The following is a 25434-nucleotide window of genomic DNA, read 5'->3' on the forward strand; positions in this document are numbered from 1 at the left end:
ATTTCCTGCGCATATGATATATTATACATTTTATCCAGACAGACAGGAGGCAGATTTTTGAGTAAAATTCTAGATAATGACTACTATGATTTATTCATAAGTAATATTTCTGTCCCTTCCTATGATACAGGGGATAATATCACTTATCTGAGTGAACGTAATTCGCTTCTTCATGTCATAAGAAGTCAGGTTGAACCATGTGACCTTGGAACCTATCCATATGCTTCTTTTCCCTCTATCTACACCCTTGAATCAACCATAAGTATTGAAAAATCCGGCATAGGAACCGTCCAGAGAAATCCCTTTTTAAGTCTGTTTGGCCGCGGAGTAATTGTAGGGGTAATTGATACCGGAATCGACTATCAGCATGAGGCATTCCGCAACAACGATGGAACCACACGTATTCTCTCGATCTGGGATCAGAGTATCCAGACAGGAAGCATACCGGAGAATTTTACCTTTGGCAGTGAATACAGCAAAGAAATGATTGATGAAGCACTGACTTCCGAAGACCCCCTCTCCATTGTTCCCTCCACCGATACCAACGGCCACGGAACAGCCATCACCAGCATTATTGCCGGCAGACCTTCTGAGGACGGCAGCTTCTCTGGAATCGTTCCCCAGTCAGATATTATTGTAGTTAAATTAAAAGAAGCAAAGGAGAATCTAAAAGATATCTTCTTTATAAGAAAAGATGTGCCCTGCTTTCAGGAATCTGACATCCAACTGGGGGCAAGATATCTTTTAACCGCCTCTCAGCGGATTGGAAAACCGGTCGTTATCTGCATTGCACTCGGAAGCAGCCAGGGAGCCCATGACGGCAGAGGCATACTGAGTTCTTACCTTACCTATATAGTCCAGCTTCCCGGAATTGGTGTGGCAGTTTCCGGGGGAAATGAAGGAAATAAAAGAAGACATTATTTTAATAATACCTCTGTTCCCCCATTTTTTAATGATTTCGAATTAAGAATCGGGGAAAATGACAACTTTTTCTGGATGGAAGTATGGGCATATGCCCAGGAACGGATTTCCATTGATGTGTCCTCTCCCAACAGAGAATCCACTCAACGGATATTTCCAACCCTGGGAGACTGCAGAAGATTTAATTTTATCTTTACCCAAAGCGAAATCTGGGTTAATAACATTATTTTAGAAACAGAATCAGGCGATCAACTGATTCTTATTCGTTTTCAAAACCCGGCATCTGGTATCTGGTACTTTCGTGTCCAAAGTGTGGGAGACGAACCTTTTGGCTTTAACGCCTGGCTCCCAAACGGAGATTTATTATCCAATGAAACCTTTTTTCTCAATCCCAATCCGGATACAACCATTACCTCGCCTTCAAACGGCAGCAATATGCTGACCGTAACTGCTTATAATCAGCTCAATGACAGCATTCTCCCGGAATCCAGCAGAGGATACGCAAGAAACGGTCTTGTAAAACCAGATATCGCTGCTCCAGGTTTTCAGATTCCATGTGCTGTCCCAGGCAATCTGTACGGCACTGCCACAGGTACCGGAGCCGCCTGCGCCCATGCTGCTGGAATTATCGCAATGGTTATGGAATGGGCAATTCCAAGGGGAAATTATATTTCCATGACTGGAAATAATGTGAACCGGCTTATTATCAGGGGAGCAAGACGCAGTACCACAGAACTTTACCCCAATAATGTGTGGGGATACGGACAAATTGATATAAACAATTTATTTGAACGTCTGGCAAATATCTGATTTGATTAAAAGATATAAAAGGTTTCAGTTAAATTGCCCAGATTACGTTCCTATTTTTGTGCAAAATTGTGGGAAGCCATTCATTCTTTTCACACATACTACATAAAAACAGGAGGTATCTGATGTTTCCCGACAAAATTTATTATGAACCAGCTTCTCTTGATTATGAATCAGGAAAGTTTTTAAAAGAAAAATACAATAACATTCCATGGGTGCCTATCGAAAGCCACAACAGAATTGATGAACTCCGCACTCAGCCCAACAAGGAATTTACCAATTTAAAGCAGCATCTGGTAATTGGAGTAAGAAAAACCCATAAATATGTTCCCAATCATAAAGTATCGGATTTTCTTGTTCCTTATACTTCCTCTGGCTGTACTGCCATGTGCCACTACTGCTATCTTGTCTGTAACTACAATAAATGTTCTTATCTGCGGATATTTGTAAACAGGGAACAGATGTTGAAAAAAATCATAGATCATGGAATCCGTTACGAAAAAGATTTTACTTATGAAATCGGAAGCAACAGTGATCTGGTTCTGGAAAATACCATAACGGGAAACCTTGCCTGGACGATTGAGGAGTTTCAAAAAAGTCCCTACGGTTCCCTTACATTTCCTACAAAATTTAATAAGATTGAACCTCTGTTGGGGCTAAATCATGGCGGACGTATTATTATGAGAATGAGTGTAAATCCTCAATCCATTATCAGCCGTTTTGAACCTGGCACCTCTAATTTAAATGCAAGAATTTCAGCAATCAATGCCATGTGTGATGCGGACTATCGTGTAGGGCTGCTGATTGCGCCTGTTATCTTAACAGAAAACTGGAAAACACTTTACCAGGAGTTAATTGAAACCCTGGCAGAACAACTGACTGAAAAAGCAAAAAAAAATGCTCCTATTGAAATTATCTTTATGACCTACAGCTATGTGCACAACGCCATTAATTCAGAAGCTTTTCCCTCATCCGACAAGCTTTATTCCAAAGAACTGATGACCGGACGGGGAAGAGGCAAATACTGTTACCGCAATGACTTACGGGCTGATGGAGAACATTTTTTAAAAACTTTGATTGGTGAAAAATTAAAAGAAATGAGTATTTTATACGTTGTATGATTCTCTCCCGGACAGAACATGACTGTCTGGGAGATTTTACATAGCTGCCATTAGTGGGCAATTAGTGCCTTTTGAAACTTTATTATCCGTTGTAAGGCTATTACATTTAGTCAATTAATAACCAAAATAGTTAATTATAGTAACTTTTTTTCCGATAATGTATTATTTAATGTCGATTTATGTCGATTATAATGATGTTGAACAGACTGATTTAAAAGTCAAAAGAAAGAAAGGAGGTTATTCTCTTATACGCACACAAAATCTTTTCTGTATGCTGCGCAGTAAACTTTTTGTTTTATTTTTAAGGGAACATAACAAATGATGAAAAATAAGAAACAATTGAATTTCAATGATTTCAAACTTTCAACAAAAATGTCTATCATAACAGGAATCATTCTTGCTCTGAGTCTGACTATATTGATTGGAATCTCAGCTTTGCAGTCAAGCAAAGCACTGGCAACGGCAATTAACGGAGAGTTTTCCGGAATTGCTGCTACAAACGGTCTTATGGTACAATCCATTATCACCGAAGCAAGCGGATCCGCCAAAGAATTACAGGATTATTTCACTAAACTTTACAATGGAAATCAATCCTCTGGAGACGAGTGGATCGGAGAAACTAAAAAAAGCCATATCTATCATGCAGATCTGACAGAGAAAAATTATGTTACAGAGTCTTATGTAATTAATACAGCACTGGCTGCTCTCAACAGCAATGAAGATCTGTATGGCATCGGTGCATTCTTCGAACCAGGTCAGTTTGATCCTTCTGTAAAGGATTATTCGGTCTATGTGGACAGAACTAACTTAAAAGACCGGAGTGCACAGTCCCTTGGGGCTTACAGCGAATACTCCCAAAATGATTACTACAAAATTGCAAAAGAACGGAAAGCACCTTACATTACAGATCCTTTTGATTACAAGGGTACCATGATGAGCACCATTGCCTTTCCTATTATGAAGGGAGACACCGTTATTGGTGTGGTACTGGCAGACATTGGTCTGGATAAGTTCTCACAGATTAAAACCTCGGACTCTAAATATCCCACCATGTATGTCAACATCTTTACAGACAGCGGTACCATCTCTTTTGACAGCAAGTCAAGCGATACCATTGGCAAAAAACTGGAGGAAATGGTTCCTGCCTCAGAATACAAAAAAATCATTTCCTTGCAGCAAAATAATCAGCAATTTCATTTAGATACAAAACGGGCTGACGGAACTCTGGAATCCAGCCACTACTATCCCATTACCTGTGAATCCCAGACATGGTGGGCTTCCAGCAGCCTGGATCAGTCAGATTTAAACAGGGACGTAGTTATGATTGTTGCTGTCATGATTATCATGGCTGTAATTGCCACAGTGATCACCATTCTCATCATTACATATGTTATGAAAAAAATCTTAAAACCAATTGACGGTGTTGTGGCTGCTGCCGGTAAAATTGCCGGAGGAGATCTGGACATTGACCTGGAAGTTAAATCCAATGATGAAATTGGTCTTCTTTCAAAGACATTTATTGATATGGGCCATAATCTGAAAGTAATTATCCAGGATATCAATTATCTTTTAGGAGAAATGGGCAACGGCAACTTCAAGGTGAAAACAGAGAATGAAGATAAGTACATCGGCTCTTACCGCTATATTTTAGAAGCAATGCGCAACATCCGCTTTACTCTAAGCGATGCGCTTTTAGAGATCGACCGTGCTTCTGAACAGGTCTCCACCGGTGCTTCCCAGGTATCTGATGCCGCCCAGGCTTTAAGTCAGGGAGCTACGGAACAGGCTTCTTCCATTGAAGAACTTTCTGCAACCATTACCGATATCTCCAATCATGTAAAGCAAAATGCATCCAATGCTTCTGAGGCAAACGCTTTGTCCCAGCAAACCAGTGAAGGAATCCTCACTGGAAACAAAAAAATGGAAGATATGATAGTTGCAATGAATGATATTGCAAACACCTCCAATGAAATTGGAAAAATCATTAAAACCATTGATGATATTGCATTCCAGACAAATATTCTGGCATTAAATGCTGCTGTAGAAGCGGCCAGAGCCGGTTCTGCCGGAAAAGGATTTGCAGTTGTTGCAGATGAAGTCCGCAATTTAGCCGGTAAGTCTGCAGAAGCTGCGAAAAATACTACCAGCCTGATAGAGAATGCCATTTCTGCCATTGGAAACGGAACAAAAATTGCTGGCGAAACAGCCGAAGCGCTTCGGCTTGTAGTTGACAAATCCAATGTTTCTGCGGTACGAATTGCAGAGATTGCAGAAGCATCCACAGCGCAGGCAGACGCCATCATGCAGGTAACAACTGGTATTGATCAGATTTCTGCTGTTGTCCAGACGACATCTGCCACTTCTGAAGAAAGTGCAGCGACATCTGAGGAATTATCCGCTCAGGCAGCAACCTTAAAAACACTGGTTGGAAAGTTCCAGCTTATGGATACTGCGAATGAGAATTTTAATAAACAAAAGAAAGTGGATGACAGATCAGAATATTCCAAAGATTTCCCTTCCGAGGAAAGTCCTTACGGAAAATACTAATTTTTCAATTACTGTATTTACTTAAAAAAATGCCCCCATACAGCAATCGCTTGCTGTGTGGAGGCATTTTTTCATACAGATCCAGCTTCTTTACATTTCTATATACATATGATAAAGTATTTTATATCTTAATTTTAAAGGGGTAAAAGGAGAAACCAATGCTGACTGACGATTATGCGACAAGAATGACCAATAGTGTGGTAGGCACTTTATTAAAATTGATCTTTCATATAGAACTTGGAAAAAATGAAGATACTGCATGGAAGGATGAAGAACTGAAAAAAACTTATACCGGTCTGACTCATCTGGTAGACCAGGGTGAGATTAATGAGGCTGAAAACCAGCTTTTTGACCTGTTGGATCCAGAAAATACAGAATTTTTCAAAATGGCTCTGATGTTCTATTATTATACCAATGAAAAAGATGGCGATTTTTTAGAAAAGCACGATTATACAAAGACTGAAATTACCGATGGGTTAAGACATGTATCCACCCTTTACGGGTATGAAAGCATGGCAGAGGCGCTCTTAGGTCCTGCCTCTTAAAGGACGAGCATCAAAAGGAATCAAAACCTTTCCAAAAAAGGGCTGCAAAGCTTCATTTGCCTTGCAGCCCATCTTTTCGTCAAGAATGGATTATTCTCCCTTTGCCATATGCACATTAAGCTTTTCTACCAATGGCTCTACCGGAACTCCATGAACCATGCATGCTTCTTCCAGACTTTCCATGGTTGAGGAAGGACAGCCAAGACAGTGCATTCCCATCTCAAAAAAGAATGGTGCAGTTGACTGGTCTTCTCTTAAAATCTCTCCAATTAATGTTTCCCTCGTTACTGTCATTTAAATTACCTCTCTTCTTATATTATTTAATGGGTCAACTGGTTCCAAGTGTCTCCCGTTCCCTTCTTTTTGCCAAAGCACATGCTCAAGCCTGGGGAGGGAAATACCCAGTGTCTCCTTCAGTACATCTTCTATGGTTTCTACTGAAACCACAGTGAGCTGATTCTTCACTTCTTCCGGAACCTCTTTTAGATCAATTACATTATCTTTTGGTATTAACACCTTTTTTATTCCTGCTCTCTGCGCTCCCAGAAGTTTTTCTTTCAGACCTCCGATCGGAAGCACCGCACCTCTTAATGTGAGTTCACCGGTCATTGCCAGCTTTGAATCCACTTTATTGCCTGTAACCAGAGAAGCAAGCGCTGTAAACAATGCAATTCCTGCTGACGGACCATCTTTTGGAACGGCACCTGAGGGTACATGAATGTGAAGGTCTCTTTCCTTAAAATTAAAGGAATTTAAAGGCAGTCTGGACTTTAACAGGCTTAAGGATATTCTGGCAGACTCTTTCATGACATCTCCCAGTTTTCCAGTGAGAATCACATTCCCTCCGCCTGGCATATCTGTTGCCTCGATGAAAAGAATCTCTCCTCCTACCGGTGTCCACGCAAGCCCTGTTACCACTCCAGGCGGATTATCTGACTGTGCCCTCTCATGGCGGGAAACCTGTCTTCCAAGAAGCTCTTCTAATTCGTCTTCCTTAATGTGAAATGCCTCTTTTCCTTTGTTTAATACAATCTTTTCACTGACCACTCTTGCAAGTGCCGCAAGCTGTTTTTTCAGTCCTCTTACGCCAGCTTCTAAGGTATAATCACTGATAATTTTCTTTAAAACTTCATCTTCCAGTACAAGCTGACCGTTTTTTAATCCATGATCATCTAACACAGCCGGCAGCAAATGTTCTTTTCCAATATGGAACTTCTCTTCTATCGTATAGCTGGAGATGGGAATTACTTCCATTCGGTCTCTTAAAGGACCTGGAATACTTTCTAAAGAGTTGGCTGTGGCAATAAAGAACACATCGGACAAATCATAGGGCAGATCCAGATAATGATCGGTAAAGGTGCCATTTTGCTCCGGGTCCAATACTTCTAATAATGCACTGGAAGGATCTCCGTTATAACCTCCAGTTGTGACCTTGTCAATCTCATCAAGCACCATAACCGGATTGGAATGTCCTGCCTTCTTTATACTTTGAATAATTCTTCCCGGCATAGCACCTACATAAGTTCTTCTGTGACCACGAATCTCTGACTCATCCCGGATTCCGCCAAGGCTGATTCTTATATATTCCCTGTCAAGAGCTTCTGCAATGCTTCTGCCAAGACTCGTTTTACCAGTTCCCGGAGGACCTACTAATAAGAGAATGGAACCTTTTTTATTTTTATTGAGCTGCATAACTGCAAGATGCTGTATAATTCTGTCCTTTACTTTTGAAAGTCCATAGTGCTGCTCATTGAGAATCTTTCTTGCATGCTCCAAATCAATGGATTTAGGATCTTCCTTTTTCCATGGAAGCTGAACCAGTACATCAAGGTAATTGCGAATCACGTTATAGTCTGTTCGGTTCGGTCCCTGATCTTCTAACTTCCGGTACTCCTCTAATGCCGCTTCTTTGACTTCCGGCGGCATTCCAGCCTCTTCAATACGTCTTAAATAATCTGGTTCTTTCTTTGTGCTGTCTTCTTTCCCTTCATTTAACTCTTCCTGAATTGCTTTTAACTGTTCTCTTAAAACTGTCTCCCGGTAATTGCGGTTTGCCCGCTCTGAAAACTTCTCTGAAATTTCCATCTGAAACTGAATCACTTCTTTGTGCTTTAATAAGTGATCCATGAACCGAAGGCTCCGCTCCTTGATTGATTGGATCTCTAACAATTCATAACGCTCATTGACAGGAATCTGAAAGAACTGGGATAAGTATACGATCAGAGAGTTTAAATCATCAATGTTTTCTATAATCTTTTGATACTGTTCTCCTCCGGTAAACTTAGAACTGATCTCTCCTGTGACTCTCTTCATATAGCTGAGCATTTCCTTTTTGCTGGACTCATCAAGATCCAGTTTATCAGGTGCAGCTTCAAAATCAGCAGTTAAGATTCCCTCCTCTTCCCTAAACTCCTTTATCTCTACTCTATCTGTAAGCTTTGCGGAAATCTGTACACCTTTTTCGGTCTTTTCCAAATGATTGACTTTAAATAATACTCCGGTACGGTAAAAGTCCTCTTCTGCTTTCCTTGCTGCTCCAAAATTCTGTTTTAAAGGAAGAGCAACTTTTTGGACCTCTTCATTATTTAGATATTCAATCAGCTTTTGATCTGTAAGCTCCATATGAATGGTCGTTACAACATTCGGCAATATAACCTTATAGGAAACAGGAAAAACCATACTTGTTTGATCATTATTGTTATTTTTCATCGTTTTATCCTTTCTGTGTGCCGTTCTAAAGTGAATGTTCATTTATAATATTTTGTTTTTTTGCGAGATCTTTCCAGAACTTTCTGTAAATAATCCCGCATTTTAACCCTATCGCAATATTGCATATTCTATAATCTGAATCATCTCCTGCAAAAGCACTTCTTTCTGCTCTCTTGTCTTCCGGTTATCCACTGCAATCGCCTTAACCGGCTGAAATAAAATCGCAATTAAATTATCTTCCTGATAATCCTTTATGATATTCTCCTGCTTCATCTCGGTCATCAGGTGATAAATCTTGCAGATTCCCTGTCTTCCGCTGCACTGACCTGCCAGAGAGGGACAGTTGGAAAACTGTTCCACAAAACTAAAAATCTCTTTGTTCTCCAGAATATAGTTATAATAACTTCGGATCAGAATCTCAATCTGTCTCTGTCCTTCTGTATTCCGGTCTACGCTGTCTAAAAGGTAGGTGTAGATCTCTTCCGAATACTCCATGTAAATATCATTTAACATATCATCTTTGTTCTCGTAATAAATGTAAACCGTTGCCGGCGAAACCCCTGCCATCTTTGCGATTTTAGAGACAGAAGTGCCATGAAAGCCCCCCTGCAGGATCAGCTTAATTACCGCTTCCTTTATGCTTCTCACTTTTTCGTCGTCTTTTTTCCTCATTTCATCACCTCTATGAGTCAATAATAAATGATCATTCACTTATTGTCAAGATTTTTTTCCGGTTTTTTAGGAAACCAGCCCTTTTCCACTCTCTTTTTCTGCTCAAACAGTTCTTGAATGCTCCATAACAGAGAAAAACCAAGGACTGATAATAGGGATGATAAAACCTGTCCCTGCAAAAAAAGAGAGAAGAAAATGCACACAATTCCTGACAGCAGAAATGCAGGCCACACTTTGGTACCGCAGTAATACTCTGATTTAATGACAACCGGGTGCAGTAATCCAATGATTAAAAATGCGCCAATTCCGATCATAATTCCTTCATAGTTCATATGTCACCTCAAAGAAAGTTTTTTAACATTGTATTGGAAAGAGCTGCCGTTTAAGACCATTATTTTTTAATAATATAATAGAGAGATTTTTTCTCTCTTATCACGCTTTGAATCTTCACTTGAAAGGTTTCCTCAATCTGGTCTTTCAGCTTGTAGTCGTCTACCGGATTGCAGGCAAGAACTTTCCCCTTTTCCATTAATATCACTCTGTCTGCATAATTCAGGGCTAAATTCATATCATGCAGTACCATGACTATGGTTTTATGTCTTGTCTTATTTAGCTGTTGTATCAGTTCTGCCATTTCATAGGCAACATTGATATCCAGATATGTGGTTGGCTCATCTAAGAACACATAGGGTGTGTCCTGTGCCATAACCATGGCGAGAAAAACCCGCTGCCGCTCTCCCCCTGATAACTGATTCATTGATTTATGACAGAGCGTCTGACAATTCATCTGTATCATGGCATCTTCTGCCATATCCCTGTCTTTCTTTGAAAAGGAACCAAACGGAGGCTGGTGGGGATACCGTCCGGATAAAACCACCTGCTTTACTGTCATATCAGGGATATGGGTGCTCTGCATCAGTACCGATACTCTCTTTGCAAATTCCCTGTTTTTATGGCTGCGTATGTCCTGTCCGTCCAGGAGAATTTTTCCCTTCCGGGGGATCAGAAGCCTGGAGGCAAGTTTCAGTACTGTGCTTTTCCCACAGCCATTGGGACCGATCACTGCAGTAATCTTGCCTTCTTCAAAAGTCAAATCCATATCTTTGATAAAATCACGTCGGTTGTAAGAAAATTCAACCGCTTTAAACTCCATCATAAAGTCCCTCCTTTCTTTTTCCTTTCCAAATCAGGAATAGAAAAAAAGGACTGCCAAGAAAAGACATAAGTAAGCCCACCGGCAATTCATAAGGCAGAAATAAGGTTCTTGAAAGCAAGTCACAGAGAATCACAAACATCCCGCCTGTCAAAGCACTGGCAGGAATCACAAACCGGTTATCAGACCCAATGATCAGCTTTACCCCATGGGGAACCAAAAGTCCTACAAAACCGATCAGTCCGGCAAAACTAACCGCCGAACCTGCAAGAATTGCGGCAACGGCAACATAGAGACAACGTTTTTGCAGCACATTCATTCCAAGAGACCTGGCGCAGTCAGTGCCAAGGCTTAAAAGGTTTAAGCCTCCAGAACAGGCAAGAGCTAAGAAAAGTCCCAATAGGATTAAAACAGCGGGACAGGCAAGGGTTTTGATTGTTACAGAAGAAAGACCTCCGATCAGGAAATTTCCTGCTCCCACATAGGCATCCGGATACAGGATTAAAATCGTATTCATTCCGGCACTGAATATGGTATTAATGACCACTCCGGCAAGAACCAGATAAAGCCGGGACATCTGACCGCCTGCACCAGATAAAAGCACCACCATGGACGCCGCCAATGCCCCTGTAAAGGCAGAAACAGAAAGAAGATACATGGATGGCGGCAGCAATGCAGAGGCCAGAAGAACACAGAATCCAGCACCTGCGTTGACCCCTATAATATTGGGACTTGCAAGGGGATTATGTAAGACGGACTGTAAGATGGTTCCAGACACCGCCAGTCCGCTTCCCGCAAATAATCCGCCCAGTACCCTTGGCAGCCGGACGGCAAAAAGAATCTGGTAAAAGGAATCTTTTCCGTGTTTCTGCATGAGCGTTTCTAAAAAAAGAGAAACGCTCATGGGGTTTGCACCAAGACACATGCCGGCACCCATGGAAATCATAAGCAAAACGGCAGAAAGAGCAAGAAAAACCCAGGATTTATGATTGGTTTCCATAAAGGATTTTGGATAAATATTCATAGCTTTCCCCCCATTTGGAATCCGGTTTATATAAGAATTTCTCCTTTGGAAGCATGACATATTTTCCTGTCTTTACTGCACGCAGACGGCTCCATACGGGACTGCTTTCCACCGTTTCCCTTAAATTTTTCTCTGCAAGTTCTTCGTCATTTCCCATTGGAATCACAAAAATATAATCCGGATCAAGCTTTAAGATGGATTCTAAGTTAAACTCTTTTAACAGGCTTTGATTTTGATCCGCAATATTCTCACAGCCCAGATCCTTTAACATCTTTCCTGTCATGGTCTTGGAATCCTGTGCCGCTGCTCCCCCGGAATAAGTGATGAGCAAAAGAGCTGTGGGCGAAATCTGGTCCTTATGACTCGCTGCAATGGCATCAATCTGCTTTTTTACCTCCAGCCCGTTTTTCTCATAGAGGTCTGATCTCCCGGTAATATCCGTGCACGTTTTAAGCATGTTTAAATAGTCCTCAAAGTAAGTGACATGGAAATAAGCAGAAGGGATTCCCGCCTGTTTTAACGTATCCTTGATTGCCACATGTTCTTTTGTCTCGGAAGACAAAAGCACCAGATCTGGCCTGCAGGCAATAATCTGCTCCACATTGGGACTGTTATAGGTTCCTACCGTAACAACGTCTTCTGGCAGATTTAGTCCTCTTTCATCAAACACATCATCGGTTACCCCTGTCAGTTCTCCTCCTGCCTCCAGCCACACCTGGGCAAAGCTTCCCATCAGTGCCACCACCCGTCTGGGATCTTTAACAGTTATTTCCTGTCCGAGAGCATCGGCAAACCGGTACCCCTCCACGGTCGGTGCCGGCTCCTGCCTTTTTTCACTGCAGCCAGTAAGGAAACTGGTTATCAGCAATGCAATTAATCCAATCCACATGACTTTTTGCTTCACTTTAAAAAAATCCTCCTGCTTTTTGTTGTTCTCCATATGCGCAATAACTGTCTTCTGCCATATAATCTCCCTGATGGTAATATCCTGCTCTTGCCCGGCAGCCACCGCATTCTGTTTCATAAGCACAGCCATGACATGTCCCCTTGTACTGTCTGGTTCGAAGACGTTCAAACACTTTGCTGGTTTTCCATATCTGGTCAAATGGCTCTTTTCTCACACTTCCCGCCTCTTCCACCATGTAGGCACAAGGTCTGACGATTCCTGCCGGATCAATGATGCAGTAAGACAGTCCAGCCAGACAGCCTTTGGTAAAACGGGTCTTTACTTTCATTTCACTGGCAACCCGGATAAACTGCGGCGCACAGGTTGGCTTGATGTCAATGGAAACCTGATTTTGTTTTTTCATAATCGTTTTTAAAAGCTCTTCGTATTCCAGCACTTCAAGAGAAGTCTCTTCCAGAAATTTTCCTCTTCCAACAGGAATCAGAAAAAACAAATAGCTGGCAATTGCCCCCACCTCTACACAAAAATCAATAATGTCGCAGACTTCTTTTCTGTTCCACTCCATGATAGTGGTATGAATCTGAAAAGGAAGGTCTGCCTTTTTGCAATTTTCAATCCCTTGAAGCGTCAACTGGAAGGCATCTTTTTTTCCTCTGAAAAAGTTATGCTTTTCTTCAATCAAACTGTCCAGGCTGATTCCCATTGCCTTTGCGCCGCACTGTTTTAATGCCTCCGCCTTTTTTCTTGTAATTAAGGTGCCGTTGGTTCCAAAGACCGGACGGAGTCCCAAAGATGCGGCAAAAGCTACCAGCTCATAGATATCAGGGCGCATAAGAGGTTCCCCTCCGCTGAATATCATGATCTTAAATCCAGCGGCAGATATTTCCCCAATCATCTTTTTTGCTTCTTCTGTAGTCAGTTCCTGATCCTTTTTACAGCCTGCATCCTGATAACAATGCCTGCACGCCAGATTACACTGATTGGTTGTCAGCCACGAAACAATCATAGGTCTTCTCCTTTCACTCTTCTGCGTATTTTTCTTTTCATACCCCAAGTATATGCCTATTATATGTAGGGGATGTTTCTCCTAGAATCAGACATCCTTTTTCGAAAACGGAAAAGCTCTCCCAAGAAAATACTTGACACTGAAAAATCTCCGTGCTATAGTGACGTTAATTGAATAATATCTTCAGGGCAGGGTGCAAATCCCTACCGGTGGTATAGCCCACGAGCCGCAAGGCAGATTCGGTGTGATTCCGAAGCCGACAGTATAGTCTGGATGAAAGAAGATGCGTTACATCTCCATGTGTATAAATACAGTCTCTGAAATCGTAATAGATTTCGGAGTTTTTGTTTTTATTTCACATCCTTTTGTTGAAAGTCAATGCCTTGAATGATACCGTTCAAGGCATTTTTTTATTTCAGGAGGTGTATGTTGACAGATCATGAGTACATGAAGCAGGCATTAGAACTGGCAGTAAAGGGCATTGGCTGGGTAAATCCTAATCCAACGGTAGGAGCGGTCATTGTCAAAGGAAATGCCGTTATCGGAACCGGATATCATCATGGTTTCGGAGCTGCCCATGCAGAGCGGGATGCCCTTTCCAATTGTACAGAATCTCCAAAAGGTGCCACTTTATATGTAACCTTAGAGCCTTGCTGTCATTATGGAAAAACCCCTCCCTGCACCGATGCCATCATAGAAAGCGGAATCAGACGGGTGGTGATCGGCTGCCTGGATGCAAATCCTCTGGTAGCTGGTAAGGGAGCCGCAATTTTGCAGGAACAGGGCATTGAGGTGGTACATGGAGTGCGAAAAGAAGAATGTATGAATCTCAATCAGGTGTTTTTTCACTTTATACAGAAAAAAACTCCTTATGTGGTCATGAAATATGCCATGACAATGGATGGGAAAATCGCTGCTGCCTCCGGTGATTCCAAATGGATTACTGGAAAAACTGCCCGCATGAGAGTTCAGGAGGACAGACACCGGTATTCTGCTATTATGGTTGGCACCGGAACTGTTTTGGCAGATGACCCCATGCTTACCTGCAGACTTCAAGAGTGTAAAAGTCCTGTGCGTATTATATGCGATACCAGACTAAGGACTCCCCTGACCGCCAACGTGGTAAAAACAGCCGGCAGTTACAAAACCATCTTTGCTACCTGCTGCAGCCAGGCTCAGGCAGCCCCTTACATAGACGCAGGCTGCGAAGTTCTTTCAATAAAAGAAACTGACGGACATGTGGATTTAAATGAATTGATGCTTCGCCTTGGGGAACAGGGATTAGACAGTATTTTATTAGAAGGGGGAGGAACCTTAAACTGGTCCGCTTTAAACAGCCAGATTGTGAACAAGGTGCAAGCCTACCTTGCCCCTAAATTACTGGGAGGCGAAAAAGCAAAATCTCCGGTTGGGGGGATGGGGGTTTCTTCTCCTGACAATGGATTTTTCCTAACTCCTCCAACGATTACACGTCTTGGAGATGATATTCTTCTGGAAAGCGAGGTGCTTTGATGTTTACGGGAATCATTGAAGAAACGGGCGTAGTCCGCTCTGTTAAAAAAGGAGCTCTTTCCGCCGTTCTTACCATTTCAGCTTCTAAAATCCTGACAGATACCAGAGTGGGGGACAGTATCTGTGTCAATGGAATCTGCCTCACAGCTACATTGGTTACACCAGATTCTTTTACGGCTGATGTGATGCACGAAACCTTAACCCGCTCCTCTCTTGCCAGACTTCACTCTGGATCAAAGGTGAATCTGGAGCGTGCCATGCCGGCAAACGGAAGGTTCGGAGGGCATATTCTGACCGGTCACATTGATGGAACCGGTGTCATTCGTTCCATTCAAAAAGATGATAATGCCATTTGGTATACCATAAGAACTTCGGATCAGCTTTTATATTACATTGTTGAAAAAGGTTCTATCGGGATTGATGGAATCAGTCTGACGGTTGCCAGACTTTCTAAGACAGATTTTTGTGTCTCCGTCATTCCCCATACTGCTGCCAAAACCACTCTTCTTTATAAGAAAACTGGTGACACTGTTAATCTGGAAAACGACTGCATCGGGAAATATATTGAAAAATTCCTTACCGCACAGGCACAACCTGACAAGATCAGCCGTCTCAATTCATAGGAGGTATTATGTCTGAATTTCAAACAATCAAACAAGCCCTTGAGGATCTGCGTCAGGGGAAAATTATTCTGGTTACAGATGATATGGACCGGGAGAATGAAGGAGACTTCATCTGCGCAGGTCAGTTCGCTACAACAGAAAATGTAAACTTTATGGCTGTTCATGGAAAAGGACTGATCTGTATGCCCATGAGCCAGTCTCTTTGTGAAAGCCTGGGGCTTACCCCCATGGTTGCCAATAACACAGATAACCACGAAACTGCCTTTACAGTTTCTATTGACCACAAAAGCACTTCCACCGGCATATCCGCTCTGGAACGGGGAATCACAGCAAGAGCCTGTACCACGGATGACGCAAAGCCGGAAGATTTCCGCCGTCCCGGACACATGTTTCCCCTGGCAGCCAAAAAAGGGGGTGTTTTGGAACGAAACGGACACACGGAAGCAACGGTAGACTTACTGCGTCTTGCCGGACTGAAAGAATGTGGACTGTGCTGTGAAATCATGAGAGAAGACGGTACCATGATGCGTACCAAAGAACTGATGGAACTGGCGAAAACCTTTCATATAACCATGATTACCATTAAAGATCTCCAGAATTACCGCAAGACCAATGACAAACTGGTAGAATGTGCCGCCTTAACGAAAATGCCCACCAGGTTCGGTGATTTTAAAGCTTATGGATATGTTAATAAACTAAACGGAGAACATCACATCGCACTGGTTATGGGAGAAATCGGAGATGGAACCGATCTTTTATGCAGGGTTCATTCGGAATGTCTTACCGGAGATGCTTTTGGTTCTCTCCGCTGTGACTGCGGTCAGCAGCTTGACGCTGCAATGAAGCAGATCAGCCGGGAAGGACGGGGAGTTTTACTATACATGCGTCAGGAAGGGCGGGGAATTGGTCTGATCAACAAACTGAAAGCTTATGAATTGCAGGATAAGGGCATGGATACCCTGGATGCAAACCTTGCACTTGGATTTGCAGGTGACCTGCGGCAGTATTTTATCGGTGCACAGATTCTAAAGGATCTGGGTGTAAAAACTCTTCGTCTTATGACCAACAATCCGGATAAGGTATACCAGCTTTCCGACTTTGGTATTGAAATTATAAAAAGAGTTTCCATTCAGATGGATGCTACTGCCCATGATCTGTTTTATCTAAAAACCAAACAGATGAAAATGGGACATATTTTAAACTATAAAAAGGAGATTCAATCATGAATATAATAGAAGGAAATTTCATATCCAAGGACATAAAAATAGGAATTGTTGCAGCACGTTTTAACGAATTCATTACCTCCAAACTGCTTTCCGGTGCTTTAGACGGATTGAAACGGCACGACGTAAAGGAAGATAATATTGATATTGCCTGGGTTCCAGGAGCTTTTGAGATTCCCCTGATTGCCTCCAAAATGGCAAAAAGCAAAAAATATGATGCTGTAATCTGCCTTGGAGCCGTTATCCGGGGAAGCACAAGCCATTATGACTATGTCTGCAGCGAAGTCTCAAAGGGAATCGCCCAGATCTCTCTTGCCAGTGATCTTCCTGTTTTATTTGGCGTTCTGACAACGGAGACGATTGAACAGGCAATTGAACGAGCAGGCACCAAAGCCGGCAATAAAGGATTTGACTGTGCCCTGAGTGCCATAGAGATGGTAAACTTAATCCGCGCCCTCTAATATAAAAATCTCTCCTTTTGCACTTTACAACCAAAACCGGATTGGATACAATAATTAGGAATGGATTGATATTGGAAGAAAAAGCCCGGAACAAAAGGAGAAAACCATGAGTGATTATTATATTTCCAAAGTTTCACCCACCGATCACAGAAACAACCAGTTCATTGACGAACTTCTCATAAAAGAAGGTATACGCAGGGATAAGAATCTGGATTATACATGTGCGGTGTTTGATGATGATTGCCATGTGATTGCCACAGGAAGCTGCTTTGGCAATACCTTGCGATGCCTTGCCGTAAGCAGCAGCCATCAGGGAGAGGGACTGATGAACCAGATCATCACCCATCTCACCGAAGTGCAGTTTCAAAGAGGCAATTCCCATATATTTTTATACACCAAATCTTCTGCTTCCGGTTTCTTTTCGGATCTGGGTTTTTATGAGATTGTCAGTATCTCCGATAAGGTTGTATTTATGGAGAACAAAAAACGGGGATTCAAAGATTATCTTGAACGCCTGACAAAAGAATCATTACCGGGAAACAATGCTGCTGCCATTGTTATGAATGGAAATCCCTTTACCCTCGGACATCTCTATCTGGTTGAGAAAGCGGCGGCACAACATGATGTGCTTCATCTGTTTCTTGTCAGCGAAGACGTAAGTCTGGTGCCTTTTTCCGTCCGGAAACGGCTTATTATGGAGGGAACGGCTCATCTGCCTAATATCTGCTATCATGACAGCGGACCATATATTGTCAGCAATGCCACCTTCCCCAGCTATTTTCAAAAGGATGACCAGGCGGTTATTGAAAGCCACGCTCTTTTAGACCTGGGTGTTTTTGTAAAGATAGCAAAATCTCTTGGCATTACCACAAGATATGTAGGGGAAGAACCAAACAGTCAGGTAACTGCCAGGTATAATGCCATTATGAAAGAAAAACTGCCGGAATCAGGCATTGACTGTGTGATTATTAAAAGAAAAGAAACCAATGGGTCTGTGATCAGCGCATCCACAGTCAGAGAACTCATTAAAAATGGTGACTTTTCTCAGTTAAGCAGCTATCTTCCCCCTGCTGTTCTGCGCTACTTTACCAGCAGGGAAGCCATTCCAGTCATAGAGAAGATCCAACAATCAGAAGATGTGATTCATTATTAAAAAGCTGCAGAGATTTCTCCGGATATCTCTGCAGCTTTTTAACTTCCCAATAGTTTCCTTTTGTTATCTAGTACCTTAATGGTGCCTACTTTACGTTGCCCTCTACCAGTATTATAATAATGGTAATGAACCTGGCTTCATTTTTTTCATCAAAAGTTAGATATGTCTAACCAGATTAAACATAACTCATATCAGCTTTTTGTAAAAATGAAACAATATAGAAGCATTATTTATAAAAAACGGAGGTGTTGTATCATGGCGGCAACCATTATTATCGTTGGACTTCTTGCAGCTTATGTTGGTTTTCTTGTTGTAAGAGGCATTGGAAAAATGAAACGGGGAGAATCCGGCTGTGGCTGCGGTTGTTCCGGATGTTCGGAAGAAAAAGAATGTTAAAAAAACGGTTTTCCTTTTCGCTATTTGAAAGGAAAACCGTTTTTTACTGTGAAACATTTCGTCATTTAGCCAAATATTTTTTTTAAATCCTCATCTGGTGTGCTGATTGGTGAAATGTTATACTTTTCTACCAGTATATTTAAAACATTGGGAGAAATAAATGCTGGCAATGTTGGCCCTAACAGAATATTTTTTATTCCAAGAGATAAAAGGGTTAAGAGAATACATACCGCCTTCTGCTCGTACCAGGAGAGAACCAGGGATAAAGGAAGCTGGTTTACATCACATTCAAAGGCATCTGCCAGAGCCAGAGCTACCCGGATCGCACTATAGGCATCGTTACACTGTCCCATATCCAGAATTCTCGGGAATCCCTCAATCTGTCCCAAATCAAGGTCATTAATCCGGAACTTTCCACAGGCAAGGGTTAAGATAATCGTATCCATCGGAGTCTTTTTGGCAAACTCTGTATAATAACTTCTTCCAGGCGCCGCACCATCGCATCCTCCAATCAAAAAGAAACGTCTGATCTTACCTTTCTTAATCAGGTCAATAATCGTACCGGCAGAAGATAAAACCGTTTCATGGGCGAATCCGGTTGTTACCGTACTTCCATCATTAATTCCTGTCATAGGCTGATCTTCCGGATATCCGCCGCATTCCAGGGCCTTTTCAATTACAGGAGTAAAATCTTTATCCTCACCAATATGAACCAGTTCGGGATAAGATACAACAGACGTTGTAAACACTCTGTCATTATAGCTTTGTCTTACAGGCATCAGACAGTTGGTTGTAAAAAGAATGGGAGCTGGAATATTATGAAACTCGGACTGCTGGCTCTGCCAGGCGGTTCCGAAATTGCCTTTCAGGTGTTTATACTTTTTAAGCCCTGGATATCCATGGGCAGGCAGCATCTCACAATGGGTGTAAATATTGATTCCTTTATCCTTTGTCTGTTCCAGAAGAAGTTCCAGGTCGTGAAGATCATGTCCGCTTACCACAATAAAAGGTCCTTTTTCAATGGAAAGAGGCACTTCTGTCGGAACCGGAGCCCCGTAACTTTTTGTATTTGCTTCATCCAAAAGCGCCATACATTTAAAATTCACTTCACCCGTCTTTAATACCAGCGGAAGCAAGGTATCCACATCGTAATCTTCTCCAATGGCGCATAAGCCTTCGTAAAAAAATGCTGTAACTTCAGAATCCGTAAATCCCAGTGCAAAAGCATGGTAAGCATAAGCAGCCATACCACGAAGCCCAAATAAAATCAGAGACTTTAAAGAACGAATGTCTTCATTATCTTCCCATATATTGCGGACATCGTAATTCTCTGTATTGGATGAGATGTTTTCTTTTTCGTTATTTACTTCATCCATTAATTTTATAACCGTATCATTATAAAAGTTTACATTGGTAATGGTGGTGAATAATCCTTTAATCACTAATTCATCTGATGTTTTAGACGGACCCTTTTCCATAACCGCTCTGGACAGACCAATTAAGGCACTGGTCAGATCATCCTGATAATTTGCGGTATCGCACTTTTTCCCGCAGACACCAGCTTTTCCTTCACAACCGGTATTGTGTGCTGTCTGCTGACATTGAAAGCAAAACATTTCCTGCATGACTGTTAATCTCCTCTCTGAAACCCATAAGTATTATTGAAGAATATACCAGGTTACTGTTTCCAACATCTTCATTTTTTATTCCTGAAACAGCAAAACCTTGTGGTTGAATTTTCAGAAATCTCAATCATGACACCTTGAATCCACTTTATTATCGTATAAAAAAAGCCCGTCACAGACACTGCATCTGCAGCATCCATAACGGACCCGTTTTGTTCTATATTATGCGTTCATGAATAACTCAATATCATCATCCACACTGCCGATTCCGGCAATACCAAAGGTATCAACAAGAACCTTTGCCACATTAGGAGAAAGGAATCCTGGTAATGTAGGTCCTAAGTGAATGTTTTTCACACCTAAGTGAAGCAGGGCAAGAAGTACAATAACTGCCTTCTGCTCATACCATGCAATGTTATAAGCGATTGGAAGCTCATTGACATCATCAAGACCAAATACTTCTTTCAACTTCAATGCAATCAATGCAAGGGAGTAGGAATCGTTACACTGTCCTGCATCAAGAACTCTTGGAATTCCACCGATATCACCAAGCTCTAACTTATTGTATCTGTACTTTGCACAGCCTGCTGTAAGAATAACTGTATCCTTTGGAAGCTTCTCTGCAAATTCTGTATAATAAGATCTTGATTTCACTCTGCCATCGCAGCCTGCCATTACAAAGAATTTCTTGATTGCGCCGGATTTTACAGCATCCACAACCTTGTCAGCCAGTGCAAATACCTGATTATGTGCAAAACCACCTACGATTGTTCCAGTCTCGATCTCCTCAGGACTCTTAAGAGTCTTTGCGAGTGCAATGATTTCAGAGAAGTCTTTCTTTCCGTTCTCATCCGCTTCAATGTGCTTGCATCCTGGGAAGCCAGTTGCTCCTGTAGTGAAAATTCTTGCTGCTACTTCTGGTGATTTTGGAGGAACGATACAGTTTGTAGTAAATAAGATCGGTCCGTTAAAGGTCTGGAATTCTGTAACCTGTTTCCACCAGGCATTTCCATAGTTTCCTGCGAAATGATCATATTTCTTAAATGCTGGATAATAATGAGCTGGAAGCATCTCACCATGGGTGTAAACATCCACGCCAGTGCCCTTTGTCTGCTCTAATAACTGTTCCATATCCGTTAAGTCATGACCGGAAATAAGAATAGCCGGATTTTTTCTAACACCAATATTAACGGTTGTAATCTCTGGATTTCCATAACGGGTTGTATTGGCTTCATCTAAAAGAGCCATAGCGCTTACCCCTAATTCACCAGTCTTTAAAGTTAATGCAACCAGATCATCGGCTGATAATGTATCATCAAGAGTTGCTGCCAGTCCTTCATACATAAATGCGTAGATATCGTCGTTTTCTTTTCCGATGTTAAACGCATGCTCTACATAAGCAGCCATACCTTTAATACCATAGATAATCAGTTCTCTTAAAGAACGGACATCCTCATTCTCTGTTGCAAGTACACCAACTGTAGCTGCCTTTGCAAGCATAGATTCTCTTGTATCTACAGTAAATACTGCTGCATCATGATTTCCATGATAGCCTGCACTCTTAGCAAGCTGATCTCTAAGTCCAAGTACTTTTACAATCTGTGCCTCAATTGCATCTGCATCAAAGTTGGCATTGGTGATTGTAATAAAGAGACTTGTCACCATCTCACGGTTAATATGATTAATATCGGAAACCTTGATTCCTGCCTTTACAACAACTTCGGAAATTCCTTTCACTGCATAAATAAGCAGATCCTGAAGCTTTGCAACCTCTTCCGTCTTTCCGCAAACTCCCATAACTGTACAGCCTGTATTCTTTGCTGTCTCCTGACACTGATAACAAAACATGCTCATATTCCTTACCTCCTGTAGTAAATTATTATGATTAACACCCAGTTTAACTGAGCGCTCACACTCATAAGCAACGTCGTTTCGGTTTGTAAGATTGAGGGAGATGAACTCGGTTTCTGTCCTGCCCTCGATCCTTGTACAGGATAACATCAACCAGAAATTATGTCCGTTGTTATTACAACATAGTTGAAAGTTTTTGAGATTTTTTATTTATATACACTCCTTAAGAATGGAACAAAGAACCTGGCTATGAGATTTTCTTTTCTTTGTTTCAGTGCCTACAATACAGATTCTTGAGTATCTTTCATACTGTGACAGAAAATAAGAAGTAATATTGCGTTCTTTCATCAGATCCTCATACCCTTTTTTATACTGGTCCCAGGAAATCCATCGTTTTAAATAGGAATCTAAGAGTTCATTCATTGGTGCAAACTGACGGTCATGCACATAATCTGCATGGACAATCGTTTTAACCATATATTCAAGATCTCGTTTTTTTGTAAAACCACATAATTGGGAATCATTCTTCTGCCTTACGTCTAATACCAGGTCTACCTGATATTGTTTTAATGTTTCAAAAAACTTCTCAGCACTTGTTTCATAAGCACTGAGTTCATATATTTCTTTCATTTGCAGTATCCCCTTTCACGAATGTACCTGGAATCAGTTTTTATATTTTCTTTTCAAAGAATATCTGTTTTTCCGGAATTAGTTCCTCCAAAACTACGTCTGTGGAACCAGCATATTCAAATCCAAAGCTTCTATATAAGCCTGCCGCCGGATCATTCTCAATATGAGTATCCAGCCTCATAACCGTACAACCTGTTTCCTCCGCTTTCTTCAGTGCAAAGGAAACCATCTTTTTCCCAATTCCTTTTCCCGCCTTTGACGGAGGAATGCAAAGGGTATGTAAAACCAGCACTTTTTCTCCACTCGCAAAATACTTCCATGGAATCCGCGTATATCCTTCCGACTGGAAATGATTTAAAATCATGCTGGCACAGATTTCTCCTTCCTCTTCCATCACATATAAGGTGTTTTCGGTCTCACTTTTTTCGGCTACAGCTCTTGTGGGATATACACCAAGAACCCAATGGGAATGTCCACCATGTTCTTTTTCATATATCAATAATTCCCTATAGGTCTCTGCGACCTTCTCAATATCTCCTTTTACTGCTTTTCTGATCATAGGTTCCTCCTGATACTTATTGTGTTTTTACTGTTTTTCATGTTTCACTTCACCTTGCCCATTATAATGGATTCTGCCACATTTATCAAAGAATTTATGCAGTTTCGTGAATAAATATAATTTTTTTCTTCTGCTTTTCCTGTAACACTTTTTTTCATTTCAAATATATTAGTCTAAGGAAACTTTTTAATCTCCCTTAAAGGCGTTTCAAACGCAATCATTCCTTTCATATACATCAATTTTTATTAATGATAAAGATAATCATTCTTTTTTTTGATATACATATTGCATATTCTTATTTTTAGGCATATACTATAAATAGTTTAGGCATGCCTAAAATTGGAGGCATTTGATGACACCACAAAAAGAAGATTATTTAAAAGAACTATACAAACTGGGAGGGTCCGAACACTTAACCAGTAATAAACAGATTTCCAAAGCATTAAAAATTGCGCCGGCTTCTGTATCGGAAATGCTTGCAAAGCTAAGTCAGGAAGGACTTCTTATTACAGAACCATATAAAGGCGCAAAACTGACAAAAGAAGGCAGAGAGATTGCTATTGCTCTTTTAAGGGGGCACCGGCTGTGGGAAGTGTTTTTGATCCGTCATCTGGGCTATTCCTGGAGTGAAGCCCATGAAGATGCGGAGCTGCTGGAACACATCTCTCCTGTCAGACTTACCAACAGGCTGGAACAATTCTTAAATTACCCCCAGTACTGTCCCCACGGCAATGCCATTCCAAATCAGGAAGGACAGATGAACGAAGGATCTTTGATTCCCCTTTCTGCCCTTGCCAAAGGAAAAAGCTCCGTCATAAAAAAAGTGCAGGAAGAAAAAGAGCTTTTGGATTATTTACAAATTCAAGGAGTGCAAATCGGAAGCCATATTACCGTGGTTTCTGTCGAAGACTACGAAGGTCCCTTTACCCTGGTACTTGATGACAAAACCATACGAATCAGCCATAAGGCTGCCTGTCAGATTTATGTTTCTGCCAGCGAAACCACTTAAAAACCGGATAAGAATTGGAGGAAAGAATGAATAAAAGAGGAAAAATGCTGTTATCGCTCTGCCTGATTGCAGGTTTACTTCTAAGCGGCTGCCAGAAATCCGACCAGACTAAAACAAGTGATACCCTTAATATAGTAGCTACTACTACCATGCTTGCTGATTTAGCCAGTGAAATCGGCAAAGAACATGTAACCGTAAATGGACTGATGGGTCCTGGAATTGATCCACATTTATATCAGGCAAGTGCAGGTGATGTTACTTTGATGCAGAATGCTGATGTGGTTGTTTATAACGGACTTCATCTGGAGGGAAAGATGGGTGAGATATTCCAGTCCCTTACAGACCGGGGAAGCACAGTGATCTGTATTGAAGACGGGCTTCCAAAGAACCGGCTCCTGTCATGGGAAGATGACAGTTCCGTTCATGATCCCCATATCTGGTTCGATGTTTCTCTCTGGAAATCTGCTGCGGGCACAGTGGCAGAAAAGTTATCAGAAGCAGACTCAGACCATGCAGATGATTATAAGAAAAACCTGGAAGCCTATATAAAAGAACTGGATTCCTTAGACGAATATGTGAAAGAGAAAATTAACGAAATTCCAAAAGAGCAACGGGTTCTTATTACAGCCCATGACGCGTTCCAGTATTTCGGAAAGGCATACGGCATGGAAGTAAGAGGACTTCAGGGAATCAGCACTGATGCAGAAGCAGGAACTGCTGACGTAAGCAGTCTGGCACAATTTATAACAGACCGGAAAATCAAGGCAATCTTTGTAGAATCTTCTGTTCCACCAAAGACCATTGAAGCCTTGAAGGCTGCTGTTCAATCAAAAGGATTTGACGTTGTCATAGGTGGAGAACTTTATTCTGACTCTTTAGGAGGGGAAAATTCCGGCGCAGAAACCTATCTTCTTACGATAAAAGCCAACGTGGACACCATCGTAAATGCTTTAAAATAAATAGAAATAAGGAGGAACTCC

Annotated in this window: 24 protein-coding genes and 1 riboswitch; of the genes, 12 read left to right on the top strand and 12 right to left on the bottom strand. The window is 41.5% G+C overall.

What is annotated here, in order from left to right:
- The first annotated feature begins 57 nt into the window (after window positions 1–57).
- The 4 genes from FAY33_RS13280 to FAY33_RS13295 all read left to right on the top strand — a co-directional run bounded on the left by FAY33_RS13280 (window position 58) and on the right by FAY33_RS13295 (window position 5941).
- Window positions 58–1731, top strand: a complete 1674-nt coding sequence (locus FAY33_RS13280) for a S8 family peptidase (protein WP_185967627.1) — start codon at window positions 58–60, stop codon at window positions 1729–1731.
- Between the two features lie 122 nt (window positions 1732–1853).
- A complete protein-coding gene (locus FAY33_RS13285) occupies window positions 1854–2849 on the top strand; it encodes a spore photoproduct lyase family protein (RefSeq protein ID WP_143321718.1) in 996 nt (331 codons plus the stop codon).
- A 318-nt stretch (window positions 2850–3167) separates the two neighbouring features.
- A complete protein-coding gene (locus FAY33_RS13290) occupies window positions 3168–5396 on the top strand; it encodes a methyl-accepting chemotaxis protein (RefSeq protein WP_143321719.1) in 2229 nt (742 codons plus the stop codon).
- A gap of 158 nt (window positions 5397–5554) precedes the next feature.
- Complete coding sequence (locus FAY33_RS13295; protein ID WP_143321720.1) at window positions 5555–5941, top strand: DUF6483 family protein; 387 nt, start codon at window positions 5555–5557, stop codon at window positions 5939–5941.
- Window positions 5942–6031: 90 nt separating this feature from the next.
- Here the strand turns inward: FAY33_RS13295 and FAY33_RS19545 are convergent, their stop codons facing one another.
- From FAY33_RS19545 to nirJ2, 8 genes are all read right to left on the bottom strand, one after another.
- Window positions 6032–6235, bottom strand: coding sequence for a DUF1858 domain-containing protein (locus tag FAY33_RS19545; RefSeq protein ID WP_185967628.1), 204 nt, complete (start codon window positions 6233–6235; stop codon window positions 6032–6034).
- Window positions 6236–8650: an endopeptidase La gene (gene lon, locus FAY33_RS13300; protein WP_185967629.1), complete on the bottom strand. Its 2415-nt coding sequence runs from the start codon at window positions 8648–8650 to the stop codon at window positions 6236–6238.
- Between the two features lie 108 nt (window positions 8651–8758).
- Window positions 8759–9322, bottom strand: a complete 564-nt coding sequence (locus FAY33_RS13305; protein ID WP_143321721.1) for a TetR/AcrR family transcriptional regulator — start codon at window positions 9320–9322, stop codon at window positions 8759–8761.
- Window positions 9323–9357: 35 nt separating this feature from the next.
- On the bottom strand, window positions 9358–9654 hold the full coding sequence (locus tag FAY33_RS13310) for a DUF4491 family protein (protein WP_143321722.1): 297 nt from the start codon (window positions 9652–9654) through the stop codon (window positions 9358–9360).
- A 59-nt stretch (window positions 9655–9713) separates the two neighbouring features.
- On the bottom strand, window positions 9714–10478 hold the full coding sequence (locus FAY33_RS13315) for an ABC transporter ATP-binding protein (RefSeq protein ID WP_143321723.1): 765 nt from the start codon (window positions 10476–10478) through the stop codon (window positions 9714–9716).
- Complete coding sequence (locus FAY33_RS13320) at window positions 10465–11499, bottom strand: iron ABC transporter permease (RefSeq protein WP_243126741.1); 1035 nt, start codon at window positions 11497–11499, stop codon at window positions 10465–10467. The genes FAY33_RS13315 and FAY33_RS13320 overlap by 14 nt, the downstream gene beginning before the upstream one ends.
- Complete coding sequence (locus tag FAY33_RS19955) at window positions 11459–12523, bottom strand: ABC transporter substrate-binding protein (RefSeq protein ID WP_185967630.1); 1065 nt, start codon at window positions 12521–12523, stop codon at window positions 11459–11461. Before FAY33_RS19955 ends, FAY33_RS13320 begins: the two co-directional genes overlap by 41 nt.
- Window positions 12405–13412 carry a putative heme d1 biosynthesis radical SAM protein NirJ2 gene (gene nirJ2, locus FAY33_RS13330; protein WP_143321725.1) on the bottom strand — a complete coding sequence of 336 codons (1008 nt, stop codon included), beginning with the start codon at window positions 13410–13412 and terminating at the stop codon, window positions 12405–12407. Before nirJ2 ends, FAY33_RS19955 begins: the two co-directional genes overlap by 119 nt.
- A 175-nt stretch (window positions 13413–13587) precedes the next feature.
- A riboswitch (FMN riboswitch) is annotated at window positions 13588–13701 on the top strand.
- Between the two features lie 137 nt (window positions 13702–13838).
- Between nirJ2 and ribD the strand changes: the two genes are divergently transcribed.
- The 6 genes from ribD to FAY33_RS13360 all read left to right on the top strand — a co-directional run bounded on the left by ribD (window position 13839) and on the right by FAY33_RS13360 (window position 18780).
- On the top strand, window positions 13839–14924 hold the full coding sequence (gene ribD, locus FAY33_RS13335; RefSeq protein ID WP_347562699.1) for a bifunctional diaminohydroxyphosphoribosylaminopyrimidine deaminase/5-amino-6-(5-phosphoribosylamino)uracil reductase RibD: 1086 nt from the start codon (window positions 13839–13841) through the stop codon (window positions 14922–14924).
- Window positions 14924–15547 carry a riboflavin synthase gene (gene ribE / locus FAY33_RS13340; RefSeq protein WP_143321726.1) on the top strand — a complete coding sequence of 208 codons (624 nt, stop codon included), beginning with the start codon at window positions 14924–14926 and terminating at the stop codon, window positions 15545–15547. Before ribD ends, ribE (FAY33_RS13340) begins: the two co-directional genes overlap by 1 nt.
- A gap of 8 nt (window positions 15548–15555) precedes the next feature.
- Window positions 15556–16773: a bifunctional 3,4-dihydroxy-2-butanone-4-phosphate synthase/GTP cyclohydrolase II gene (locus FAY33_RS13345; RefSeq protein WP_143321727.1), complete on the top strand. Its 1218-nt coding sequence runs from the start codon at window positions 15556–15558 to the stop codon at window positions 16771–16773.
- Window positions 16770–17231, top strand: coding sequence for a 6,7-dimethyl-8-ribityllumazine synthase (gene ribE, locus FAY33_RS13350; RefSeq protein WP_143321728.1), 462 nt, complete (start codon window positions 16770–16772; stop codon window positions 17229–17231). The genes FAY33_RS13345 and ribE (FAY33_RS13350) overlap by 4 nt, the downstream gene beginning before the upstream one ends.
- Before the next feature lie 106 nt (window positions 17232–17337).
- Window positions 17338–18384 carry a [citrate (pro-3S)-lyase] ligase gene (gene citC, locus FAY33_RS13355; RefSeq protein ID WP_143321729.1) on the top strand — a complete coding sequence of 349 codons (1047 nt, stop codon included), beginning with the start codon at window positions 17338–17340 and terminating at the stop codon, window positions 18382–18384.
- Window positions 18385–18639: 255 nt separating this feature from the next.
- Window positions 18640–18780 (top strand): FeoB-associated Cys-rich membrane protein, encoded by a 141-nt coding sequence (locus tag FAY33_RS13360; protein ID WP_143321730.1) that lies wholly within the window; start codon window positions 18640–18642, stop codon window positions 18778–18780.
- Window positions 18781–18845: 65 nt separating this feature from the next.
- Here FAY33_RS13360 and hcp (FAY33_RS13365) read toward each other — a convergent pair whose 3' ends face one another.
- The 4 genes from hcp (FAY33_RS13365) to FAY33_RS13380 all read right to left on the bottom strand — a co-directional run bounded on the left by hcp (FAY33_RS13365) (window position 18846) and on the right by FAY33_RS13380 (window position 23445).
- Window positions 18846–20405 carry a hydroxylamine reductase gene (hcp, locus tag FAY33_RS13365; RefSeq protein WP_143321731.1) on the bottom strand — a complete coding sequence of 520 codons (1560 nt, stop codon included), beginning with the start codon at window positions 20403–20405 and terminating at the stop codon, window positions 18846–18848.
- 222 nt (window positions 20406–20627) lie between these two features.
- Window positions 20628–22259, bottom strand: a complete 1632-nt coding sequence (gene hcp / locus FAY33_RS13370; RefSeq protein WP_143321732.1) for a hydroxylamine reductase — start codon at window positions 22257–22259, stop codon at window positions 20628–20630.
- A 207-nt stretch (window positions 22260–22466) separates the two neighbouring features.
- Window positions 22467–22886, bottom strand: a complete 420-nt coding sequence (locus tag FAY33_RS13375; protein WP_143321733.1) for a DUF488 domain-containing protein — start codon at window positions 22884–22886, stop codon at window positions 22467–22469.
- A gap of 40 nt (window positions 22887–22926) precedes the next feature.
- Entirely contained in the window at window positions 22927–23445 is a 519-nt protein-coding gene (locus tag FAY33_RS13380; protein ID WP_143321734.1) for a GNAT family N-acetyltransferase, read from the bottom strand.
- 352 nt (window positions 23446–23797) lie between these two features.
- Here FAY33_RS13380 and FAY33_RS13385 point away from each other — a divergent pair, with 352 nt between their 5' ends.
- Both FAY33_RS13385 and FAY33_RS13390 read left to right on the top strand, forming a co-directional pair.
- Window positions 23798–24454 (top strand): metal-dependent transcriptional regulator, encoded by a 657-nt coding sequence (locus tag FAY33_RS13385; RefSeq protein ID WP_143321735.1) that lies wholly within the window; start codon window positions 23798–23800, stop codon window positions 24452–24454.
- A gap of 26 nt (window positions 24455–24480) precedes the next feature.
- On the top strand, window positions 24481–25413 hold the full coding sequence (locus FAY33_RS13390) for a zinc ABC transporter substrate-binding protein (RefSeq protein WP_143321736.1): 933 nt from the start codon (window positions 24481–24483) through the stop codon (window positions 25411–25413).
- Window positions 25414–25434: the final 21 nt, after the last annotated feature.

The organism is Clostridium sp. HBUAS56010 (assembly GCF_007115105.1).
Lineage (GTDB): Bacteria > Bacillota > Clostridia > Lachnospirales > Lachnospiraceae > Lacrimispora.